General features: G+C 61.3%; 16 protein-coding genes. 12 read left to right on the top strand and 4 right to left on the bottom strand.

The window, feature by feature from the left end; all coding sequences use genetic code 11:
• The first annotated feature begins 97 nt into the window (after nt 1-97).
• The 4 genes from P9239_RS20555 to P9239_RS20540 all read left to right on the top strand — a co-directional run bounded on the left by P9239_RS20555 (nt 98) and on the right by P9239_RS20540 (nt 4,556).
• Entirely contained in the window at nt 98-928 is an 831-nt protein-coding gene (locus P9239_RS20555) for an NAD(P)-dependent oxidoreductase (protein ID WP_309754316.1), read from the top strand.
• The gene (locus P9239_RS20550; protein WP_309754314.1) at nt 925-1,833 is read left to right on the top strand and encodes an SMP-30/gluconolactonase/LRE family protein; all 909 of its coding nucleotides are present in this window, start codon (nt 925-927) and stop codon (nt 1,831-1,833) included. The genes P9239_RS20555 and P9239_RS20550 overlap by 4 nt, the downstream gene beginning before the upstream one ends.
• 183 nt (nt 1,834-2,016) lie before the next feature.
• Nucleotides 2,017-3,360 carry an MFS transporter gene (locus P9239_RS20545; protein ID WP_309754312.1) on the top strand — a complete coding sequence of 448 codons (1,344 nt, stop codon included), beginning with the start codon at nt 2,017-2,019 and terminating at the stop codon, nt 3,358-3,360.
• A gap of 218 nt (nt 3,361-3,578) precedes the next feature.
• On the top strand, nt 3,579-4,556 hold the full coding sequence (locus P9239_RS20540) for an aldo/keto reductase (RefSeq protein WP_309754311.1): 978 nt from the start codon (nt 3,579-3,581) through the stop codon (nt 4,554-4,556).
• Between the two features lie 82 nt (nt 4,557-4,638).
• On the opposite strand, the gene P9239_RS20535 is transcribed toward P9239_RS20540, so the two are convergent.
• Entirely contained in the window at nt 4,639-5,994 is a 1,356-nt protein-coding gene (locus P9239_RS20535; protein WP_404980115.1) for a TAXI family TRAP transporter solute-binding subunit, read from the bottom strand.
• A gap of 392 nt (nt 5,995-6,386) precedes the next feature.
• On the opposite strand from P9239_RS20535, the gene P9239_RS23445 reads away from it, so the two are divergent.
• The 5 genes from P9239_RS23445 (at nt 6,387) to P9239_RS20515 (ending at nt 11,175) form a co-directional block, all read left to right on the top strand.
• Entirely contained in the window at nt 6,387-6,701 is a 315-nt protein-coding gene (locus P9239_RS23445) for a 4-hydroxythreonine-4-phosphate dehydrogenase PdxA (protein ID WP_404980114.1), read from the top strand.
• A 751-nt stretch (nt 6,702-7,452) separates the two neighbouring features.
• Nucleotides 7,453-7,755 carry a flagellar transcriptional regulator FlhD gene (locus P9239_RS20530; protein WP_309754309.1) on the top strand — a complete coding sequence of 101 codons (303 nt, stop codon included), beginning with the start codon at nt 7,453-7,455 and terminating at the stop codon, nt 7,753-7,755.
• A gap of 2 nt (nt 7,756-7,757) precedes the next feature.
• Nucleotides 7,758-8,333, top strand: coding sequence for a flagellar transcriptional regulator FlhC (gene flhC / locus P9239_RS20525; protein ID WP_309754308.1), 576 nt, complete (start codon nt 7,758-7,760; stop codon nt 8,331-8,333).
• 812 nt (nt 8,334-9,145) lie between these two features.
• Nucleotides 9,146-10,846, top strand: a complete 1,701-nt coding sequence (locus P9239_RS20520) for a methyl-accepting chemotaxis protein (protein WP_309754305.1) — start codon at nt 9,146-9,148, stop codon at nt 10,844-10,846.
• A 2-nt stretch (nt 10,847-10,848) separates the two neighbouring features.
• Nucleotides 10,849-11,175, top strand: a complete 327-nt coding sequence (locus P9239_RS20515; protein ID WP_309754303.1) for a hypothetical protein — start codon at nt 10,849-10,851, stop codon at nt 11,173-11,175.
• 351 nt (nt 11,176-11,526) lie between these two features.
• Here the strand turns inward: P9239_RS20515 and P9239_RS20510 are convergent, their stop codons facing one another.
• Both P9239_RS20510 and P9239_RS20505 read right to left on the bottom strand, forming a co-directional pair.
• Nucleotides 11,527-12,879 (bottom strand): MFS transporter, encoded by a 1,353-nt coding sequence (locus P9239_RS20510; protein WP_309754301.1) that lies wholly within the window; start codon nt 12,877-12,879, stop codon nt 11,527-11,529.
• Nucleotides 12,880-13,298: 419 nt separating this feature from the next.
• The gene (locus tag P9239_RS20505) at nt 13,299-14,177 is read right to left on the bottom strand and encodes a LysR substrate-binding domain-containing protein (RefSeq protein WP_309754300.1); all 879 of its coding nucleotides are present in this window, start codon (nt 14,175-14,177) and stop codon (nt 13,299-13,301) included.
• A 126-nt stretch (nt 14,178-14,303) separates the two neighbouring features.
• Here P9239_RS20505 and P9239_RS20500 point away from each other — a divergent pair, with 126 nt between their 5' ends.
• Nucleotides 14,304-15,293 carry a zinc-dependent alcohol dehydrogenase family protein gene (locus P9239_RS20500; RefSeq protein ID WP_309754299.1) on the top strand — a complete coding sequence of 330 codons (990 nt, stop codon included), beginning with the start codon at nt 14,304-14,306 and terminating at the stop codon, nt 15,291-15,293.
• 15 nt (nt 15,294-15,308) lie between these two features.
• A complete protein-coding gene (locus tag P9239_RS20495; protein WP_309754298.1) occupies nt 15,309-15,605 on the top strand; it encodes a putative quinol monooxygenase in 297 nt (98 codons plus the stop codon).
• A 492-nt stretch (nt 15,606-16,097) separates the two neighbouring features.
• Here the strand turns inward: P9239_RS20495 and P9239_RS20490 are convergent, their stop codons facing one another.
• Entirely contained in the window at nt 16,098-16,841 is a 744-nt protein-coding gene (locus P9239_RS20490) for an SDR family oxidoreductase (RefSeq protein ID WP_309754297.1), read from the bottom strand.
• A 767-nt stretch (nt 16,842-17,608) separates the two neighbouring features.
• Here P9239_RS20490 and P9239_RS20485 point away from each other — a divergent pair.
• Entirely contained in the window at nt 17,609-19,126 is a 1,518-nt protein-coding gene (locus tag P9239_RS20485; protein WP_309754296.1) for a methyl-accepting chemotaxis protein, read from the top strand.
• The last annotated feature ends 129 nt before the right edge of the window (nt 19,127-19,255 follow it).

The raw sequence follows: 19,255 nt of genomic DNA, 5'->3' as shown, positions 1-19,255 counted from the left end.
AATCCGCGACAAGGCTACAGGTAGGCGATCCGGTGGAAACAACGGCCCCGAAAAACGTTTTACCATATTGCATTCAAAATTCGTACGAGGAGTATCGATGAACCAAAGTTCTGCAACGGGCAAGCCTTTCAAGCGCCTGCTGCTGACCGGCGCAGCCGGAAATCTCGGCCGCCAGTTACGCGGCGCGCTCGCGCAATGGGCGGACGTGGTACGCCTGTCCGATATCGCCCCGCTCGACGACGCCGCAGCGCATGAGGAAGCAAGCTCCGTCGATCTCGCGGACCGCGACGCGGTCATGCGACTTGTCGATGGCGTCCATGCGATCGTGCATCTCGGCGGCATTTCAATCGAAGCGCCGTTCGACGATCTGATCGAAGCGAATATTCGAGGCACGTACAACATCTATGAGGCCGCGCGCCGTCACGGCGTGAAGCGCGTCGTGTTCGCGAGTTCGAATCACGCGATCGGTTTTCATCCGGTCACGGAGGTGCTCGATGCCGACGCGCCGCAGCGCCCCGACAGTCTCTACGGCGTCACCAAATGCTTCGGCGAGGCGCTGTCGCGCTACTACTTCGATCGCTTCGGCATCGAGACGGTATGCCTGCGCATTGGCTCGTCGTTCGAGGAGCCCAAGAATCCGCGGATGCTCGTGACTTATCTGAGCTATCGCGACTTCATCGAGCTGGTGCGTTGCTCACTGTTCACGAATCGCGTCGGGCACACGGTCGTGTATGGTGCGTCGAACAATCCGCTGAAGTGGTGGGACAACACCAAGGCGGCTTTTCTCGGATTCAATCCGCAGGATAGCTCGGCAGCGTTCAGCGACCGCTTCCCCGTGACCGCGCCGACCGCCGAACGCGACGACCCTGCACAGCATTTCCAGGGCGGCGCATTCGTGCTCGGCGAACCGATGGAGCGCAGTCGATGAACTCTGCGCCTAGCGTGGAGCGGCTGGACGCGGCCGGGCGCGCGACGGTCGGCGAGTGTCCGGTCTGGCATGCAAAAGACAACGCGCTGTATTTTGTCGACATTCCGGACCGGCGCATCGTCCGACTAGATGTCGAAAGTGGGCGGCGCGCCGACTGGACGCTTCCCGAGCAGATTGCGTGTTTTGCCTTCGATGCAGCCGGCACAATCGTCGCCGGCATGGAAAGCGGGCTGCATGCCGTGACATTGCATGAAGCAGGCGAGGCGCGCCTTGTCCGGCTCGCGGCGCCGCGGTTCGACGCGCCCGGCATGCGTTTCAACGATGGCCGTTGCGATCGGCAAGGGCGTTTCTGGGCGGGCACGATGGTGCAGGACATGGCGCTCGCGAGCCCTGCGGGGGCGCTGTACTACTATGGCAACGACGGCGCGCTGTCTGAGCCCATCGTCGATGGACTCGTCACGCAAAACGGTCTGGCGTTCTCGCCGGACGGCGCGACCATGTATCTGTCCGATTCGCACCCGACGAGGCGCCTCATATGGGCGTTCGATTTTGATGTGAACACCGGCACGCCGTCTAACCGTCGGGTACTGGCGGACTTGCATCATCATGCCGGTCGCCCCGACGGCGCAGCGGTCGACGCCGACGGCTGCTACTGGACCTGCGCCAACGACGCAGGCCGCCTGTTACGCTTCACGCCGCAGGGCAAGCTCGATCGCACAATCGCAATGCCCGCCGTCAAGCCGTCGATGTGCGCGTTCGGAGGCGACGACCTCGCCACGCTCTACGTCACGTCGATTCGTCCCGCTGACAACGCCACGGACAACGACGGTTGCGTCTTTGCGTTGCGGCCCGGTGTGCAAGGATTACCGGAACCGGAGTATGCGGGCATGTTACCGGTCGCATAAATGCCATGAGATTGTAGTAACGAGCCGCCGTCAAGTGCGGGATTGCGCCCACGGTACAGGCTAAACACCAGTTCTTTACTTTCTCCTTCGAGAGTAGGCTGACGAATCGCATTCAAGTCAGCGCATCCAAGTCAACGCAGTCAAGTCAACGATTTGCCGCTTGCCTATTCGGAGGAGACATTGATGGACCTTGAAACTCGCACCATGAAGCGCGTGATGGTACGGCTCGTGCCGTTCCTGATCGTCTGTTACTTCATCGCTTATCTTGATCGCGTCAACGTCGGCTTTGCTGCCTTGCAGATGAACAAGGCGCTCGGCTTCTCCGCGAGCACCTTCGGCTTCGGCGCGGGCATTTTCTTCATTGCGTATTTCTTCTTCGAGGTTCCGTCCAATCTGTTGCTCGAACGCTTCGGCGCGCGACGGTGGATCGCCCGCATCATGTTCACATGGGGCATTCTGGCGGCGGCGATGGCCTATATTCCGCACATCGCGCAGGCGACCGGCTTGTCCAACGCCTACGTGTTCTACGGCCTGCGCATTTTGCTGGGTGTCGCTGAGGCGGGCTTCTTTCCCGGCATCATTTTCTTGCTCACGCTCTGGTTCCCCGCAAAATATCGCGGGCGCGTAGTGGGCTATTTCATGGCGGCGATTCCGCTGTCTACCGTGATCGGCGGCCCCATCTCCGGCGCGCTTCTGCAGCTCGACGGTTTCCATGGCATGGCCGGCTGGCAATGGCTCTATTTGATCGAAGCATTGCCGGCGCTGATGCTTGCGTTTGTCGTCTTCTTCTATCTGACCGACAAGCCCTCCGACGCCCACTGGCTTGCCGATGACGAACGAAAGTGGCTCGTGGACAGGCAAGCGCACGAGCGCGCGCATCGCGAAGCCGTGCATGCGTTCAGCGTCAAGGAGGCGCTCTTCAATCGACGCGTGCTCGCCATTGCGCTGGTCTATTTCGGCGCCAACGCAACCAATTATGGCTTGAGCTTCTTCTTGCCGCAGATCGTCAAGGCATTCGGCTTGACCAACCTGCAAACCGGCTTTGTCACGTCGTTGCCGTATGCGGTCGGCGTCGTCAGCATGGTGCTGTGGGGGCGTCATTCGGATCGCAAGCTTGAAAGACGCTGGCACGTTGCCATCGCACTGATGGTGGCGGCGGGCGGGATTGCAGCGTCGGCCGGACTGGATAACCCGGTGCTCAAGATGATTGCACTGTCGATTGCCGGCTTCGGCATCTTCGGCTGCCTGCCGGTGATCTGGACGCTGCCTGCCTCGTTCCTTTCCGGCGCTGCGGCCGCAGGCGGTATTGCGGCGATCAATTCGCTCGGCAATCTGGCGGGCTTCTTCGGACCGTATGCGATGGGCTGGATCAAGGACAGCACGGGCGGCTTCGGCGCGGGCTTGCTGTGTCTCGCGGGCGCGGGGATGGTCGGTGTGGCGGCGGTCTTGCTGCTGCATCACGATTCGGCGCTGGAGACGATATCCGGGCCGCGGGAACTGGACGAAGGAGAGCCGGCCAGGTCTTGATCGGCGCGTGTTGCGGCGTGCTCTCGCACGCCGCACAGTGTGGTGCTCAATCTAGTGCCCGCCATCGAGCGGGCAATTTTGTGTGCGGACCATTCCTTGCAACGGTGTTCAGCAACGCGCCGCGACCTGCGCTAATGTGAACCTTTGGCCGCTGACACGCGATCGCGTTGCGTTTGCGTCATCTTTCGAAAGGCAATCGATTGCAAGGAGATATCCCGATGGAATACGTGAAACTCGGTACGACCGGTCTTGAAGTGTCCCGCCTTTGTCTTGGCTGCATGACTTTCGGTGTGCCGGAACGCGGCACGCATCCCTGGACGCTCGACGAAGAGAAGAGCCGCCCGATCATTCAGCAGGCACTGGATGCGGGCATCAACTTCTTCGACACTGCCAATACCTACTCCGATGGAACTTCCGAAGAAATCGTCGGACGCGCGCTACGCGAGTTCACGAAGCGTGACGACATCGTGATTGCAACGAAGGTGTTCAATCGCATGCGGCCGGGCCCTAACGGCGCGGGGCTTTCGCGCAAGGCCATCATGAACGAGATCGACAGCAGCCTGCGCCGCCTCGGGACCGATTACGTCGATCTGTATCAGATCCATCGCTGGGATTACACGACGCCGATCGAAGAGACTCTCGAAGCCTTGCATGACGTCGTGAAAGCCGGCAAGGCTCGCTATATCGGCGCGTCGTCCATGTATGCATGGCAGTTCAGCAAGGCGCTTTATACGTCGCGTGCCAACGGCTGGACCGAGTTCAAGACGATGCAGAACCACCTCAATCTCCTTTATCGCGAAGAAGAGCGTGAGATGCTGCCGCTATGTGCGGATCAGGGCGTAGGTGTGTTGCCATGGAGTCCGCTTGCACGCGGACGTCTCACGCGCGAATGGGATGCGACCTCGGAGCGTCAGGAAACGGATACCTTCGGCAGCACGCTGTATCAGACGCATGATGCGGACCGGGCCGTGGTCGAAGCTGTGGCGGCCGTCGCGAAGGCGCGCAACGTTCCGCGCGCTCAGGTTGCGCTTGCCTGGGTGGCCCAAAAGGCGCCGGTGACTGCGCCTATCATTGGGGCTTCGAAGCCGAACCATGTGAGCGATGCGGTCGCGGCGTTGTCCCTGAAATTGACGCCCGAGGAGATTGCGCAGCTCGAAGCGCCGTATGTTCCGCATACGGTTGCGGGTTTCAAGTGATGCGAGGGCCATCGGACATGAATGGATTCGATGGCCGCGACTGCACGCATAATAGTACGGACGCCGAACGATATAAAGCGCGTCAGGCGGCATGATTGTCTCTTCGGCCCGCAGTACTCAGACGCGAACGCACGAAGCCGATATGCTCGCGTAACACATAGAGCGCATCGGTATAGGCGAGCGGCAGTTTGAGCGTATCCAGTGACGCTTCGATGTCGTCCAGTTCGGCGAGCAGCGCGCGGCGATCGTCTTCGTTCGAAAGATGCATTGCGCCACGCTCGACGGCGATAAGCGCGCCGTAGTAGCGGTAAATACGCGATCGCACGCGCCATCGGTAGAGCGCCGGCACGACGCGAAGCGCCGGAAAGATGAGCACCGCGACAGGCAGCAGCAGGACCAGCGCGCGGTTCGCAACGTTCGCCAGCCAGAAAGGCAGCGCCCGATACAGGAAGCTTTTGCCGGAGCGATAGTAGCGGCTCGCATCCTCGCTGATCGGGAACTCATGCGCGACCGGGCTCGGAAATTGACCGGCGTGCTGCAAGAGTCCCGCCTTGCCGTGCACTTCCTGCGCTGCCTCGATCAACAAGTCGGACAGCGCCGGGTGCAGGCTCGTGCGTGCGACCAGTTCGACGGTCGGGCTGATCAGGTGCACGGGCTGCGGCGGAACGAGTCGTCCGAGATCGAGTACCCCGCGCGGCAACTGAATCTCGTCGAGATAAGGAAAGACGCGCGTATAGGCGTCGGCTTCGTTGAAGTCCATCACCGAGAGGCCGGGCACTTTGAGAAGGCGCAACATGAGCGCGCGCGTGGCGGAGTCGCCGCTGAGAAACACCGCGTCCGCTTCATTGCTGACGAGTTGCGTGGCGGCCTGAAGGCCATCCGTCGGAAGCAATTGCGTACCGCCGCCCGGTCCGATTCCATTCGCCTCGAGCAGCTTCAGTGACAGCGTGCGCGTGCCGCTGCCTTCACGCCCGATAGCTATGCGTTTGCCTTCCAGTTGCGACAGGAGCGTGAGGCCCTTGCCGCGATAGAACACGACGATAGGCAAATAAGCCACGCTGCCGAGCGACATCAACGACGACGCTTGTTCGGGAGTCGCGATACCGCCTTGAACGAGCCCGAGGTCGACATGCGTCTTGGGATCGAGCAGGCGCTGGAGATTCTGAACGGAGCCATCGGAAGGCAGCACTTTCAGCGTGACGCCGTTGCGCGCGAGCTGCTTCGCGTAGTCCCCGGCGATTTGAAAGAGCGAGCTATCGGGCGGCCCCGCGGTGATGGTGATGGTACGCGGCGGCGCGGGATCGACGAGCCACACGACGAGCACGACAGCGAGCGCGCAAGCCAGCACGAGGGGTCCGACAGACCAGACGAGATCGTGCAAGACTCGTCTCGCGTGATTGTGCGCGAAGGCCGAGTGTTTCATGCGAGGGCGCGTCATAGGCGGAACACTCTTGCATCGTGCATACCGGAGAAGGCGTCGCGCATGTCGAGCTCGTTCGGAAGCTGCGGTGATTGGCAGTGTACCGCCAGGGGCGGATAGAACGGCATGAAGATGTCATGCAATCGGGCGGGGCCGTGATGAAACGAAATGGTTCGCTCGACAGTTCGACTACGAGGTGCGTTTTGCCGAGTCGACGTGTTTTACGAGTCGTGCATCTAGCGTGTCACTTCGCTGATCGCGCTGGAAGACGGGGAGCGCGAAGCTGAGGCGGCAGCGTATCGTCGGCGCGGTGCGGGTGATTCGTGGAGGGCAGAAGCGCGCGCGTATCGCGTGGCTCGCATCGCGGTGTGCGGCTTCGATCCGCATAACGGCGGCAATGGCTCCTTCCGATGCGAGGGAGCCGACGTGATCCGCCGCCGTGGAGCACGTCGGCGAGTTATGGCTACGGAGCGCAAGGGCCTTTGCCCGGCGACACCGTCTTCTTGCGCGCACGCGACCAGAAGGTATCCGATGGCGTCATCACGATGTACCACGATCAACGCGGATGGGCTTCTTGCGCAAAGTGCGTGCACGGCCGCTTGCCGGTGCCGATCGCGACGCCCGCGCCGGGCACCGCATACGAGATCGACGGCGAGGCAGGGCGGATGTCGGCGCGGCACACGGGCGTTCGGGATTCCGCTGCGCATGGATCAGGACCGCCGTAGCGGGCGCCACGATGCACGGGCGCGTCGAAGGCTTGCGCGAACGCTTTCTCGATAAGGGTACGACGCCGATCTGACTGTCGTCGATGCACATCGCCAGTTCTTGAGAGTGCGGGAAGACTGCAGTTTGCGGATCGAACCGGTGCGACGCAGCGCGATGCGCCGCCTTCAAGGCGGAACCGGAGCCACCGTGGTTGGCCTGCGGTCCGGCCACTGCGCGAGCAGATTCCCCAACGCTTCCTGTCGGCTACCGGCTTGCACCCGTCGGCGGCCGGTATCGCCGACCACATGGCACGGTCTGCGTCTGCGCGGACAGATGCCTTCCAGAGCCGTGCCCAAGCGAACGTACTGCTACATGTAGACCGCCTCGCCTCCGTCAACAGATTTATCGGACAAAGAAAAGCGGTGGTAACACTGTCGCGTGATAGCCGCGGTAAAACTGTCGCAAGGTAAATGTTGCCTACCGCGCGGCGCCTGCGTGCATCGGCATATTTCGTCGTGTCCGCGAAGAAAAAACGCACGCTTTGCTTACTAGACGCAGAGTTTGCGCATCGGCAGTGTGTTCCATGGTTGACCGCTCACGAAGCAACGATCCCCAGCCAACGATTGCGGACGCAAAAGTCGCCGTTGCAAAGGTTTGCGACTGTAACTTTCTGTTGCACGCCGCAATAAATAACCAGACAATTGCTTCGCGCTGTCACTTACAGCGCAGCTTGACGCCCAAAACGGTCACAGTTACTTCGGTACGCCAGCCATGACACACGCCAGCCACGATCTCTCTTCCATCCGCGAGTTGAACCTGTCTTACCTGACGCTCGCGCGGCGTGTGCTGGCATCGGACCGCGAGGCCGCGCAGGCGCACCTCGGCTTGTCGGCTGAAATCGCCGATACGCTCTTGAAGCTCTCGCCGGCACAGACGGACAAGCTTGCGTCGTCGTCGCAACTGCTGTGCTTTTTCCGCATGAATGCGGACGAAATGCTCGGCGGCCTTGCTAGCCGCAGCCTCGACGCTCCGGTCACGGCGGCCCTGTCCAACGCAGCACTCGTTGCAGCCTGATCATGACCACGATTACGTCTTCGAAGAGCCTCGCCGATGAAGCCGCTCAGGTGCTGCGCGCGATCACGCTGATCAAGCTCGGCGCGCGCATGCAGGTGCTCGAATCGGAATTTCCGAAGCTCTCTCGCGACCGTCTGATTCGTCTTTATCGGGAAGTGAAGGGCGCATCGCCGCCGAAGGGAATGCTGCCTTTCTCGGAGGACTGGTATCTGACGTGGGGGCCGAATATCCACGCCTCGATGTTCGCGAACGTGTACGCGTTCCTCGAACAGAACAGCAAGGATCTCGATCGCGTGGATCTGTTGAGCCGCGCCTATGCGTTGTATGCCGAGCACTTCACGATGAACGGCGAAGCACTGCAAATGGACCTGACGCGCGCCTGGACGTTCGTGCGTTTCAAGGATGCCGGGATTCTGCGTCTGGCGGGGTGCACACGCTGCCGCGGGAAGTTTGTCGCGCACGCCCACGAACCGGCGCACGGCATGGTCTGCGGTTTATGTCAGCCGCCGTCGCGAGCCGGGAAGACCAAGGCCAAAGCAGCACGCGAGCAAAGCGCGGCCTTGCAGCAGGCAGCTTGACGCAATACGCGGGCTAATCGACGCGCAACGCCAGTTCTCTCTAGTCAATGCTTGGCGCACGGCTCGTCGCTGAACGCGTTGACCTCGACACTGGATGCGCCTTCTTTCTTTGGAAACGCAAGACGGTCGCGCATTCTGCCGAGCACGCTTCTCCGGCTCGTCGAGTAGTCGGCGTCCGACACCTTACGGCCAGCGGCACTGTTCGCTTTGGCCGTGACCTGCCACTTGAGGGCGACACATCCACTCTCTGCGTCGCGAAGCCTCGCGACAATCAGCGCACATGCGGCGCGACAGGTTCGTGCCCATCGGCCAATAAGCCAAGCGACGTACTGATCGACGCACCATCGCGCATCGACGCTCGCTGCATCTTCCATCGCAAATGAATCAGCAAAGCCACAGTGACGGCTCGACTCCGGCCACGGCTTTTCGCAAGCATCGCTGGCCCGCGATGAACGGAACCACGAGTAAAGGCATCACTCAAGGATGCACGACGCCTTGCAACGCGCGCGAGATCCGTCGATGCAGGTTTCCGTTCGTCCGCCATAGACGAGGCGGCCGTCGGTCCAAGACAAACGAATCCATTCGCGTCATTCGAGTAACTTTTACTCATATCCAAAAAGATAACTATAAACGCAAAGTCAAGATTTCGTCTTTTCAGCCGATAGACTTACAAGAAGGCGACACGAACCAGCTATTGAACCTCCTCGGGCGACCCCCAAGGACGTAAGCAACCGGCGACCGGCCGAACCCGCAACAAGTGAGCGCGCCTTCTACTCCACATGTCTTGAACAAACGGTCCCCGGATTCTAAAAATGAAACTGCACAATCTCAAGGTCGGCGCCCGGCTGACTATCGGCTTCGGCATCGTCGTGGCCTTGCTCGTCTTCATCGCGACGATCAACTTCCTGAACATGCGTGCTCTGAACAATGAGATCACGGTCATCACCGATGATCGGATGGTGAAAGCAGCGGAAGTGACCAAGGCAAAGGACTCTGCAAGCCAAACCGTTCTTCGGCTGCAACGCGCCGTGATCACCGGGAATCCTGAGGACATCGAAGCAATGCAGGCGGGCGTCGCCGCAGCTTCCAAAGCGACATCGCAGCGGCTGGATAAAGTCGATCGCATGATCACGTCGGGGCGCGGGCGTGAGCTTTTCAATGCAGTCGTCGAGGCGCGCGCCGCGAATACGGCAGCCCGTCAGGAAGCGGTCAAGCTGATATCGGGTGGAAAAGTCGAGGAAGCCCGCACGCAGATCGCAGGCGCTGTGGCAGCCGCTCAGGGAAAATACTTCGCGGCGCTCGATGCGTTGGTTGCTTACCAATTCGAACTCGCCGACGAGTCGGCGCGCCACGCGCATGCCGCTTATGACGACGCGGTCGCGCTTTCGCTGGGCTCGACCATAGCCGCCGTACTGATTGCGTTCGCGGCAATGCTTGTCATCACGCGATCCGTGACCAAGCCGTTGGGCGATGCGCTTGCAGCAATGAACGCGCTGGAGCAAGGTGATTTGACGCATCGTGTCGAAGTCGTCGGCCGCGATGAACTGGCGACGCTGATGCAGGCGGTGCGCGCGGCGTTTGCGAAACTCTCTGCGCTCGCGAACGGCATCAAGGAATCGGTCGATGTCATTCGCACGGCGTCCGGTGAGATTGCCGCAGGCAGCACGGACTTGTCGTCGCGCACGGAACAGCAGGCCGCGTCACTCGAAGAAACCGCTGCAAGCATGGAAGAACTGACCGCGACGGTCAAGCAGAACGCCGAGAACGCGCGCCAGGCGAGTGGTCTTGCGGACAATGCAAGCGCGGTCGCCAACGAGGGCAGCGCAATCGTCAGTCAGGTTGTGGAAACGATGACTGGCATCGAAGGCAGCTCGGCCAAAATCGCGGAAATCATCGGCATGATCGAAGGCATTGCCTTCCAGACGAACATTCTCGCGTTGAACGCTGCCGTCGAAGCCGCGCGAGCCGGCGAACAAGGGCGGGGCTTCGCAGTGGTGGCGAGTGAGGTTCGCAGTCTCGCGCAGCGCTCGTCGGCTGCTGCAAAAGACATTAAAGAACTGATCGAGACGTCCGGCAGCCGAGTGCGCGCCGGAACCGAACTCGTCACAAGAGCAGGGGACACGATGCAGCGCGTCGGCACGGCGATTCAGCGCGTCACCGACATCATGGGCGAGATCGCATCGGCATCGAATGAGCAGAGTCGCGGCATCGAGCAGGTCAATCAGGCTATCTCTCAGATGGACGAAGTCACGCAGCAGAACGCGGCGCTCGTCGAGGAAGCTGCGGCAGCGGCGGGCTCCATGGAGGACCAGGCAAAGCACCTGACTGCCTCGGTCGCTGTGTTCCGCACCGGGCACACGGCTGCGATGCCGACGACCGACAGCTACGCGCAGCAGACGACGCGGCCGCCCGTTGCGAAGCGAACGCCAGTCAGCACGCGAGCGGCGAAGCAACCTGTCGTCGCCGCGGTTGCGGCCGGGGCGGCAAGTGACGGCGACTGGTCGACGTTCTGAGCATGGACGGCATCTTCAAGGAGCGGATCCAGGCGATGCGATCGTCTGCCCCGCCTCGCGCAGATCCGCCCAGCAATAAACGGCCGCAAGGCGAGTTTCTCGTACGCAACGAGGTGGGTGACATGGTAAAGCAACTGCATGAGCTTCGCCGTCGGCTGACGGCAATCGAGACAGACCTCGCGCAAGAGGCGATCGAGGCAGTCGTCAACGCGTGCTTCGAGCTGGACGAGTTTCTTCGCTCGAATAGCAACGACGCCCAAGGCGCCGTTGGGCGAAGAGGGGACCGCAACCGGTCATCGAACGGTACGTCGGGTTGTCTGGGCACGTAGTTGGGCCGGTGCGGTCGGGCGGCTTAGAAGGGTAGCCGTAGGAAACGCCAAGGCCGCGCAACGGGGCGGCTCTGCGGTCGTCTTACTGGCCGCTCAGTGTTCGAGACGAAGCGTTCCACACATTCGAAAGATCGTCCGCTGTCGTTCGTTGCGCGGCACTGTCGACCTTCGATTCCGGCGCTAGCGAACGCGTGCGTCGTCCGACCCTGAGCGACCCTGTGGAGGAGCCAAGGGAATCGTTCCCTCGAAGGTCTGCCAATCAAACTTCCCGGACCCCGCTGGGTCGCAAACCCGTGCGGAGAGAAGCAAAAGCGATAGTGCCTACCCTAGTGTCAGAGTAGGCACCGCGCTTCAGCGTTCCACTCGCTCAGCGTTGAGCATGTTTTTCGGAATCGACAAAATCAGAACGCAACTGACCAGTAAGCAAGCCCCGAGTGCATACGTCCCGTTATTGATATTCCCGGTCAAATCCTTGGCGACACTTGTAATCATCGAGCCTGTAAAGCCAGAAAGATTGCCGACTGAGTTGATGAGCGCAATGCCTGCCGCCGCAGCGGTGCCAGACAGGATCTGCCCGGGAAAAGTCCAGTAGATCGGCATAAGGCCGAGGATCGCGCACGTAGCGACCGTCAACAGAAGAATGGACAGCGGCACATTGCTCGCAAAGTGCGCGCTGAGAATGAGGCCGATTCCACCGATGCACGCCGGGATGGCTGCGTGCAAACGCCGCTCGCCGGTCTTGCGTGAATGTGCCCCGTTCCAGATCATTGCGACGACGGCACACATGTACGGAATAGCCGTTAGTAGTCCGATGTTCAGCGTGCTCTTCACTCCGGAGGCTTTGATGATCGACGGCAGCCAGAACGCCAAACCATAGAAGCCAGTGTTGAAAGTCAGAAGGATGAATGTCAGCAGCCAGACGCGCGGGCTCTTCAGCGCCGCACCGACGCTGTGCGTCTTCTTCGCACTTTCCTGCTCGAGGTTCTTGTGCAGCAAAGCCTTCTCAGCGGCCGTCAGCCATGTAGCGGACTGAATGCCATCGCCCATGCGGAACAGCACGACAAATGCAACCAGTATCGACGGGATGCCTTCGAGCAACAGCATCCATTGCCAGCCGCCCATGCCGAACAGCCCATGTGTGTTTTCCATCAGCCAGCCGGACACCACTCCGCCGAGGGTAAGGCTTACCGGAATCGCGATCAGGAAGCCGGACATGGCGACGCTCTGCCGCCGCGCCGGAAACCAGTAGTTCATGTACAGGATGATGCCCGGGAAAAATCCCGCTTCGCACACGCCTAGCAGGAAGCGAAGGATGTAGAACATCGTCCCTGTTCCGACGTGGAAGAAATTGGCCAGCGGCGAAATAAATGCGAGAGCCGAGGACACGATCCCCCAGGTCACCATGATGCGGGCAATCCAGAAGCGGGCGCCGTACTTATGAAGCAAGAGGTTGCTCGGCATCTCGAAGAGGAAATACCCCCAGAAGAAGATGCTTGCGCCCACGGCGTAGACGCTGTCGCTCAGTCCGAGAGCATCAAGCATCTGCAGTTTCGCGAAGCCGACGTTGACGCGATCCAGATAGGCCACTACGTAGCAAAGTAGCAGCAAGGGCAGAATGCGCTTCAGGACTTTCCGATACAACTGGTTTTCGGCCTCGTCCCCGACGGCTGCCGTGGTGGCGGCAGCCTGGCTGATGGTTGGCATTGTATTTGTCTCCGTATTGTGTGTGGTCGGCTGATTCGTGGCTTGCGCCCGCGCGGATGAGTCACCTACGCGCTCGCGCACCCGGATGTGAAGGCCGCTGTTCTGTCCCCGCGCTCGCGTGTGAGCAGCTTCTCGTCGTCGGCACGCGGGCGTCGATGGTACCGGTAACATCCAAAGCCTGCAACCAGACCGGCATGAAATGGTATCGGTAACAACGGTAGCATGATCGCATCTCGTGCCGCAAGCTGCGGGATGTCCTGCTATTGCTCCGAACCGCGCGGTGGAAGTCCGATCGTACATCCTGCATGCATGGCGCCTGAGCCGCTACCACAACGTTTCGTTTGTCCCCGCGCGATGCCGAATCGCGCGTGTTTCACGTCCTCGCGCAAGAATGCCAAAGCGGCATGGACGCTCTGAGGCTATGTCTTCCGCAGAACCGAGTCGGATCGCAAACTGTCTTCGATGAACTGAATCAGTGCGCACAACGCGCGGCCATTGTTGGCTGCCTCGCCATAGACGGCTATCTCGCATGCCGGCAGCGGCGGCAAGTGCTGGCTCAGATCGCGCAGACCCAGGTTTCGGGCCAGCGAAGACTGTCCGAGTATGGCAAGCCCTGACCCTGCCGCGATGGCGGCCTCGACTCCGAGCAGACTCGTGCACGCATACACGACGTCGGCAGGACGTCCGACGGACGCAAGAGCATCGATGGCCATTCGCCGGTACTCGCACTGAGCAGGCAGTGCCACCAGCGGCACGGGGCCGCTGTCACCCAATTCGAAGTCATCGGCTGCGACCCACCTCAGTGGTTCGGTCCAGACCACACGTCCCCCGCGTTCGTCTTTCTCGCGGTTAGCCACGACAACCTCCAGCCCTCCCGATCGCATTTGCTCGAGTAGGTCGGCCGACAGACCCACCTGCACTTCGAGTCGCACTTTGGGATGAGCGTGCCTGAAGCGCGTCAGCACGCGCGGCAGATGATCCGGCACGAACAGCTCACCGATGCCTAGCCGTATCGTGCCTGTCGCCTCGGAGGCGCGCAGGTGCGCGAGTGCAGCGTCGCTGTCCCGAACGAGGCGCCGCGCGTAGCCGAGGAGCAATTCGCCGGCGGGCGTCAGAGTCGTGTGGTGTGCGTTGCGAACGAACAACTGCTTATCCAGCGCTTCCTCGAGCTTGCGAACCTTCAGGCTGATCGCGGATTGCGTCCGTCCGACGCTGGCTGCCGCTGCCGTGAAACTCCCGCCGTCTGCAATAGCTAGGAAGGTGCGAAGGCTGTCGAGTTCGAGCCGAGGTGTTGTCATCGCGGGCGCAAAAGTAAAAGGCCGGATCTTAGCATTAGCGCATCTCATGCACGGGATTCGAATTAGTCGTTTTGCAAATCCTCGGGGGGACGCTATCGTCCTTCTTCCAGAAAAGAGGGTGCATCTATGAAAGCTTTCGTATTGAACGAGTTCGGCGTTGAAGGGCAAGTGCTCGATACGCTCGCGATCCCCGAACCCAAGGCGGGTGAACTGCTGCTTGCCGTGCACGCCTCCGGTGTCAACCCGGCGGATCTCAAGATCAAGGCAGGGCAGCTTGGTCCCGCTGCGCCCGCTCTCCCGGCGATTCTCGGTATGGACTTCGCCGGAATCGTCACCCAGGTCGGGGCAGGCGTCGAAGAATTCGACGTGGGTGACGCGGTGTACGGCTGCGCTGGCGGCGTCAAAGGCAGAGCCGGATCGCTCGCGGAATACATCGTGGTCGACGCGCGCCTCGTTGCCCCTAAACCGGCTCGCCTTTCGATGCGAGAAGCCGCCGCGCTCCCGCTCGTTGCGATCACGGCGTGGGAAGGCCTCGTAGACAGAGCGAAGGTAAGCCTCGACGAAAAGGTGCTGGTGCATGCGGCGGCGGGCGGTGTCGGCCATATCGCCATTCAGCTTGCAAAGATCTTCGGCGCGAAAGTGTTCGCGACGGCATCGACGCCCGAGAGACTTGCGCTCGCGGAAAGCCTCGGCGCCGTCGCGATTCCCTATCGCGACATGTCGACCGAGGACTATGTCGCCAGATACACCGATGGCGCGGGCTTCGACATCGTTTATGACACGGTAGGCGGGCCGACGCTCGACCAGTCCGCTATGGCGACGAGCCTCTACGGGAGGCTCGTTACTTGCGCCGCATGGGAGCAGCACGACCTTGCTCCCGTGCTCGGACGCAGTCTGAACCTTATCGGCATATTCATGTTGTTGCCGATGCTGACCGGGCAGCGGCTCGAACACCATGGCGTCATCTTGCGGAAGATTGCCGCGCTGGTGGATGAAGGTAAGCTCTCACCGGTCGTCGATCCGGTTCGCTTTCAGCTCGCAGACACTGCAGCCGCTCACGGGCGGCTGGACAGCGGCGAAGCGGTGGGCAAGGTCGTTATCGATATCGTCAATTAAAGAGGAGTAGGTGCCATGTCTGAAGAAGTCACCGTCGTTGCAACGGTTCAAGCTCGAGCCGGGGTGGAAGCAGAGGTAGAAAGCATCATCAAAACTTGCGTGTCCGCCACGCGCAAGGAAGCCGGCTGTCGGCTGTACACCGCGCATTCGGACCCGCAGCATCCTGGGCGGTTCGTGTTTATCGAAAGATGGGAAAGTCGCGAAGCGCTCGCTCGACACGAGCAAGAGCCGCACTTTCTTGCCATGGCCGAGGCGTTCAAGACGCGCCTGGAAGGGCCGATCGAAGTGCAGCTGCTCCGCGAGCTGGCGTGAGCGACTGAAAGCGATGTAGCGCGTTGAAACGCTGACAGTCCTTCGGACAGCGCTACGACTGAGTTCGGGAGCCCGCCGACCGGTTCCCGAACGCCTTCTTGCAAGGCGCGGCAACAGCCGATTGCCGATGTCTGCACTCGCGGACAGACAGTCCGGACCAATGTCCGAGACTCGGACGCTCGAGCAACTAACTGTCTATCTCCCCGACGCTTTCGCGCGCGGCCGCCAAAAGTGGCTGGTGCTTACCTGACCCGAAGTCTCCCCGTTTTGACTGTGCCATTCGGCGCACGGCGCGTCCGCTCGAATTGCCCGACACCTAGCGCAGTCCCGGTAGCTGCGGTCACGTCACTCACCGTTCGTTGATCGAGCGCGCGGCCTGTCGCCGTCATTTCCCTATGGCGGCACCCGCACAACCGGGCGATCCATCGGCGCGACACCGTGTGCCGCGCCTTTTTCGATTCTTCTTCGACTGTCGGCCGTGCAGCTGCGTGTCTAAACCAGCACGTGACCGCCATCGACGACGACTACCTGTCCCGTGCTGAAGCCCTGCTGCATCAGGTACAGATAGGTGCGCGCCACGTCGCGCGCTTCGCCGACGCGCCGCACCGGCATCTTTTCGGCGATGAAGTCATAGAGCCCTTGGCGATCCGCGTCGCTCATGCTGTTCCACATCTCCGTGCGCAGCACGCCAGGCGCCACCGCGTTGACGCGCAGTGGCGCGAGCTCGACGGCCAGGGTGCGCGTCAGCGACTCGATCGCCCCGAGGATGCTCGACGGGATCGTCCACGCGGGCAGGGGACGCGACGACGCGACACCGCTCGTCAACGTGATCGAGCCGTTTTCACGGATCAACGGCGCGCCATACTTGACGGCTTTCAGCGCGCCCCAGTAGCGCACTTCGAAAGCGCGCTGCGCGTCTGCAATGGATAGGTCCGCGAGGTTCTCCAGCAGCAGCGCCTCCCCAGCGGTGTAGACCAGATGGTCGAACGCTCCGACGCGCCCGAAGAAGGCACTGACCTGCGCCTCGTCGGTGACGTCGAGCGTCTCGCCGCGCACGCCTTGCGGCAGCCGCTTCAATGCCGCTTCGACGCGCTGCTGATTGCTCGATGCGATGATCACTTCGGCACCCGCCTGCGCCGCCGCTTCCGCGACGGCGAAACCAATGCCCGACGTGCCGCCCGCGATGACGACTTTACTGTCTTGAAGCGTAATATCGTTAAGCTGATTCTTTGTCATGCGTGAGAGACTAAAAAGAGAAGGCCGAATGCCGACGCTGAGCGTCGCGCAACATATGCCGCGTTTTGCGGCCGCCGCAGTGTACGTGGTTTCGGCCAAGCGGGTGCGACGCGCCGATGCAGTCACTCGCACGCGATGGAGCGCCGCGCGCTCAGTTGGCCGCTTGCTGCTCGAGTAATCGAGCCGTCGTTGAAGCGGGCAAAACGTGGAGGCGGGTTCTGGTCGCGACACGACCCCGTGGCCGTCAACGATCACGTCTGCATTGCGCGTCGGCTACGGCGGGATGGTCAGACACGAGATACTTTCGATGCCGGGACCGACCATCCCCGCGAAGCACGCTCACATGCAAACGACACCGATTCCTCAACAGCGCAACAGGACGCAGCGAGGATGAGCCGGCTGCATTTGGAACGACATCGTTCGCCCGGCTTGACATCATGTTCTCCACAATTCGCAGCGTGCCCAATGACGATAGTGACATCGCGCTGTGCGATGCACTTTCCCTCGACAAGCGCGTTTCCCAGCCTCGCGCCGATTCCTGCGCCCGGCGATCGCTAAGTGATCGCGTCTTCGCGGCTTTCCGTGCAAGACATAGTCACCGAAGCGTCTGACTCCAGTAACGCCCCAGCACGCCGCCTTTGCGATGCCTGGCCAACACCGTTTCCAGCGCGAACGCCATTCAGTCCCTAAAGTGATCGGTAATATTGCCGTAAACGAGGGTTTTCCCTAGCCGCAAAGTAATGAAAAATATTCCTTTCCGAGTCCGCATGTGGGTTCCCTTGGCAATTAGCCTCGTCTGCCTCACCGCTCTTTCCATCTTCGATGCGTTCGAAATGCGCGAAATCCGATTCGAGGAACGCCGCGCCACGCTCACCTCGGTCACTGACGCCGCGGTCAATACAATCAAAGACTACGCGGCGAAAGTGCAGACGGGGCAGCTCACCGACGCGGAAGCGCGCAAACAGGCGGCCGAGCGCGTCCGCGTGATGCGTTACGGCGGGGATGGCTATTTCGCGATCATCGATCCCGATGTCACGCTGGTGATGCACTCCACGAAACCGGACATGGAAGGCAAGAGTGCCAAAGACGTTCAGGACAAGGACGGCATTCACATGTGGTCCGACGCGGTGGCGCTCGCGCAGCGCGACGGCCAGGGCTTCCTTCGATATAGCTGGCCGAAGCCCGGCGCAAGCGAAAGCGTGCCCAAGCTCAGCCATGTTGCCTCATACAAGCCGTGGCAATGGACCATTCTGACGGGTGTCTACCTCGATGATCTCGAGGCGGACTTCATGCGGTCGGTGTATCGCGCTGTTCTGGTGTTCGCTGGCATGGCCACGCTGCTTGCGCTGACTACCGTGTTGCTCAACCGTTCGCTGCGACGCACGCTCGGCGGAGAGCCGGAATATGCGGTGCACATTGCGGACGGGATTGCGAGCAACGACTTATCGGTGCCGGTCGTGACCGCGCCGGATGATCGCACGAGCCTTTTGTATTCCATCAGCCGCATGCAGCGGCAACTGAAGCAAACCGTCACGGCCATTCAGACGTCGGCGGATTCGATCGCCACTGCGTCCAAGCAGATTGCCGCCGGCAACCTCGATCTTTCGCAACGCACGGAGGAACAGGCGGCATCACTCCAGCAGACCGCAGCCAGCATGGAAGAATTGACGTCGACGGTGACTAATAACACGAGCAACGCGCAGGAAGGAAACCGCCTCGCTTCTGCAGCCGCAGATGTCGCCGACCGTGGCGCGAGTGTGGTCTCCGATGTGGTCGCGACGATGGAAGCAATCAACAGCGACTCGAAGCAGATTGCGGAGATCGCCGGAATCATCGAGGGAATAGCGTTTCAGACGAACATCCTGGCACTGAACGCCGCCGTCGAAGCCGCGCGAGCCGGCGAACACGGGCGAGGCTTTGCCGTGGTCGCCTCGGAAGTGCGATCCCTTGCGCAACGGTCGTCAGCGGCATCGAAAGAAGTGCGCGAGTTGATCGACAGGTCGGTTGAACGCGTGCGCACCGGAACGACGCACGTCGAGGACGCTGGCGCAACCATGACGCAGATCACCGAAGCCATCAAGCGAGTCACGGGGCTGATGAGCGAGATCGCCGCAGCTTCTGAAGAGCAAAGCAAGGGCATCGGGCAAGTCAATCAGGCGGTATCGCAGATGGATCAGGTGACGCAACAGAACGCGGCGCTCGTTGAAGAGGCGGCTGCTGCCACGAATGCGCTCGAATCGCAAGCCGGCGAGTTGCGCGCATCGACGGCGGTTTTCGTCGTCTGATGCATGGCTGAAAGGCCGAGATTCCACGGTTCCTCTCGCGACGAAATGCTGCGCGCGGTTGATTGCCTCGACGTTCGTATCGGTCCGCCTTCGTTGGGGCATCGGCTCGGGCGAGAACGATACGCCCAC

Origin of the sequence: Caballeronia sp. LZ062 (assembly GCF_031450785.1) — a bacterium.
Taxonomy (GTDB): domain Bacteria; phylum Pseudomonadota; class Gammaproteobacteria; order Burkholderiales; family Burkholderiaceae; genus Caballeronia.
This window is presented reverse-complemented; position numbering and strand designations above follow the sequence as displayed.

What these genes read in the sequence shown, in the direction of transcription:
- P9239_RS20555 (WP_309754316.1), top strand. Translation starts at nt 98, where the DNA reads ATGAACCAAAGTTCTGCAACGGGCAAGCCTTTCAAGCGCCTGCTGCTG.
- P9239_RS20550 (WP_309754314.1), top strand. Translation starts at nt 925, where the DNA reads ATGAACTCTGCGCCTAGCGTGGAGCGGCTGGACGCGGCCGGGCGCGCG.
- P9239_RS20545 (WP_309754312.1), top strand. Translation starts at nt 2,017, where the DNA reads ATGGACCTTGAAACTCGCACCATGAAGCGCGTGATGGTACGGCTCGTG.
- P9239_RS20540 (WP_309754311.1), top strand. Translation starts at nt 3,579, where the DNA reads ATGGAATACGTGAAACTCGGTACGACCGGTCTTGAAGTGTCCCGCCTT.
- P9239_RS20535 (WP_404980115.1), bottom strand. Translation starts at nt 5,994, where the DNA reads ATGACGCGCCCTCGCATGAAACACTCGGCCTTCGCGCACAATCACGCG.
- P9239_RS23445 (WP_404980114.1), top strand. Translation starts at nt 6,387, where the DNA reads ATGCGAGGGAGCCGACGTGATCCGCCGCCGTGGAGCACGTCGGCGAGT.
- P9239_RS20530 (WP_309754309.1), top strand. Translation starts at nt 7,453, where the DNA reads ATGACACACGCCAGCCACGATCTCTCTTCCATCCGCGAGTTGAACCTG.
- flhC (WP_309754308.1), top strand. Translation starts at nt 7,758, where the DNA reads ATGACCACGATTACGTCTTCGAAGAGCCTCGCCGATGAAGCCGCTCAG.
- P9239_RS20520 (WP_309754305.1), top strand. Translation starts at nt 9,146, where the DNA reads ATGAAACTGCACAATCTCAAGGTCGGCGCCCGGCTGACTATCGGCTTC.
- P9239_RS20515 (WP_309754303.1), top strand. Translation starts at nt 10,849, where the DNA reads ATGGACGGCATCTTCAAGGAGCGGATCCAGGCGATGCGATCGTCTGCC.
- P9239_RS20510 (WP_309754301.1), bottom strand. Translation starts at nt 12,879, where the DNA reads ATGCCAACCATCAGCCAGGCTGCCGCCACCACGGCAGCCGTCGGGGAC.
- P9239_RS20505 (WP_309754300.1), bottom strand. Translation starts at nt 14,177, where the DNA reads ATGACAACACCTCGGCTCGAACTCGACAGCCTTCGCACCTTCCTAGCT.
- P9239_RS20500 (WP_309754299.1), top strand. Translation starts at nt 14,304, where the DNA reads ATGAAAGCTTTCGTATTGAACGAGTTCGGCGTTGAAGGGCAAGTGCTC.
- P9239_RS20495 (WP_309754298.1), top strand. Translation starts at nt 15,309, where the DNA reads ATGTCTGAAGAAGTCACCGTCGTTGCAACGGTTCAAGCTCGAGCCGGG.
- P9239_RS20490 (WP_309754297.1), bottom strand. Translation starts at nt 16,841, where the DNA reads ATGACAAAGAATCAGCTTAACGATATTACGCTTCAAGACAGTAAAGTC.
- P9239_RS20485 (WP_309754296.1), top strand. Translation starts at nt 17,609, where the DNA reads ATGTGGGTTCCCTTGGCAATTAGCCTCGTCTGCCTCACCGCTCTTTCC.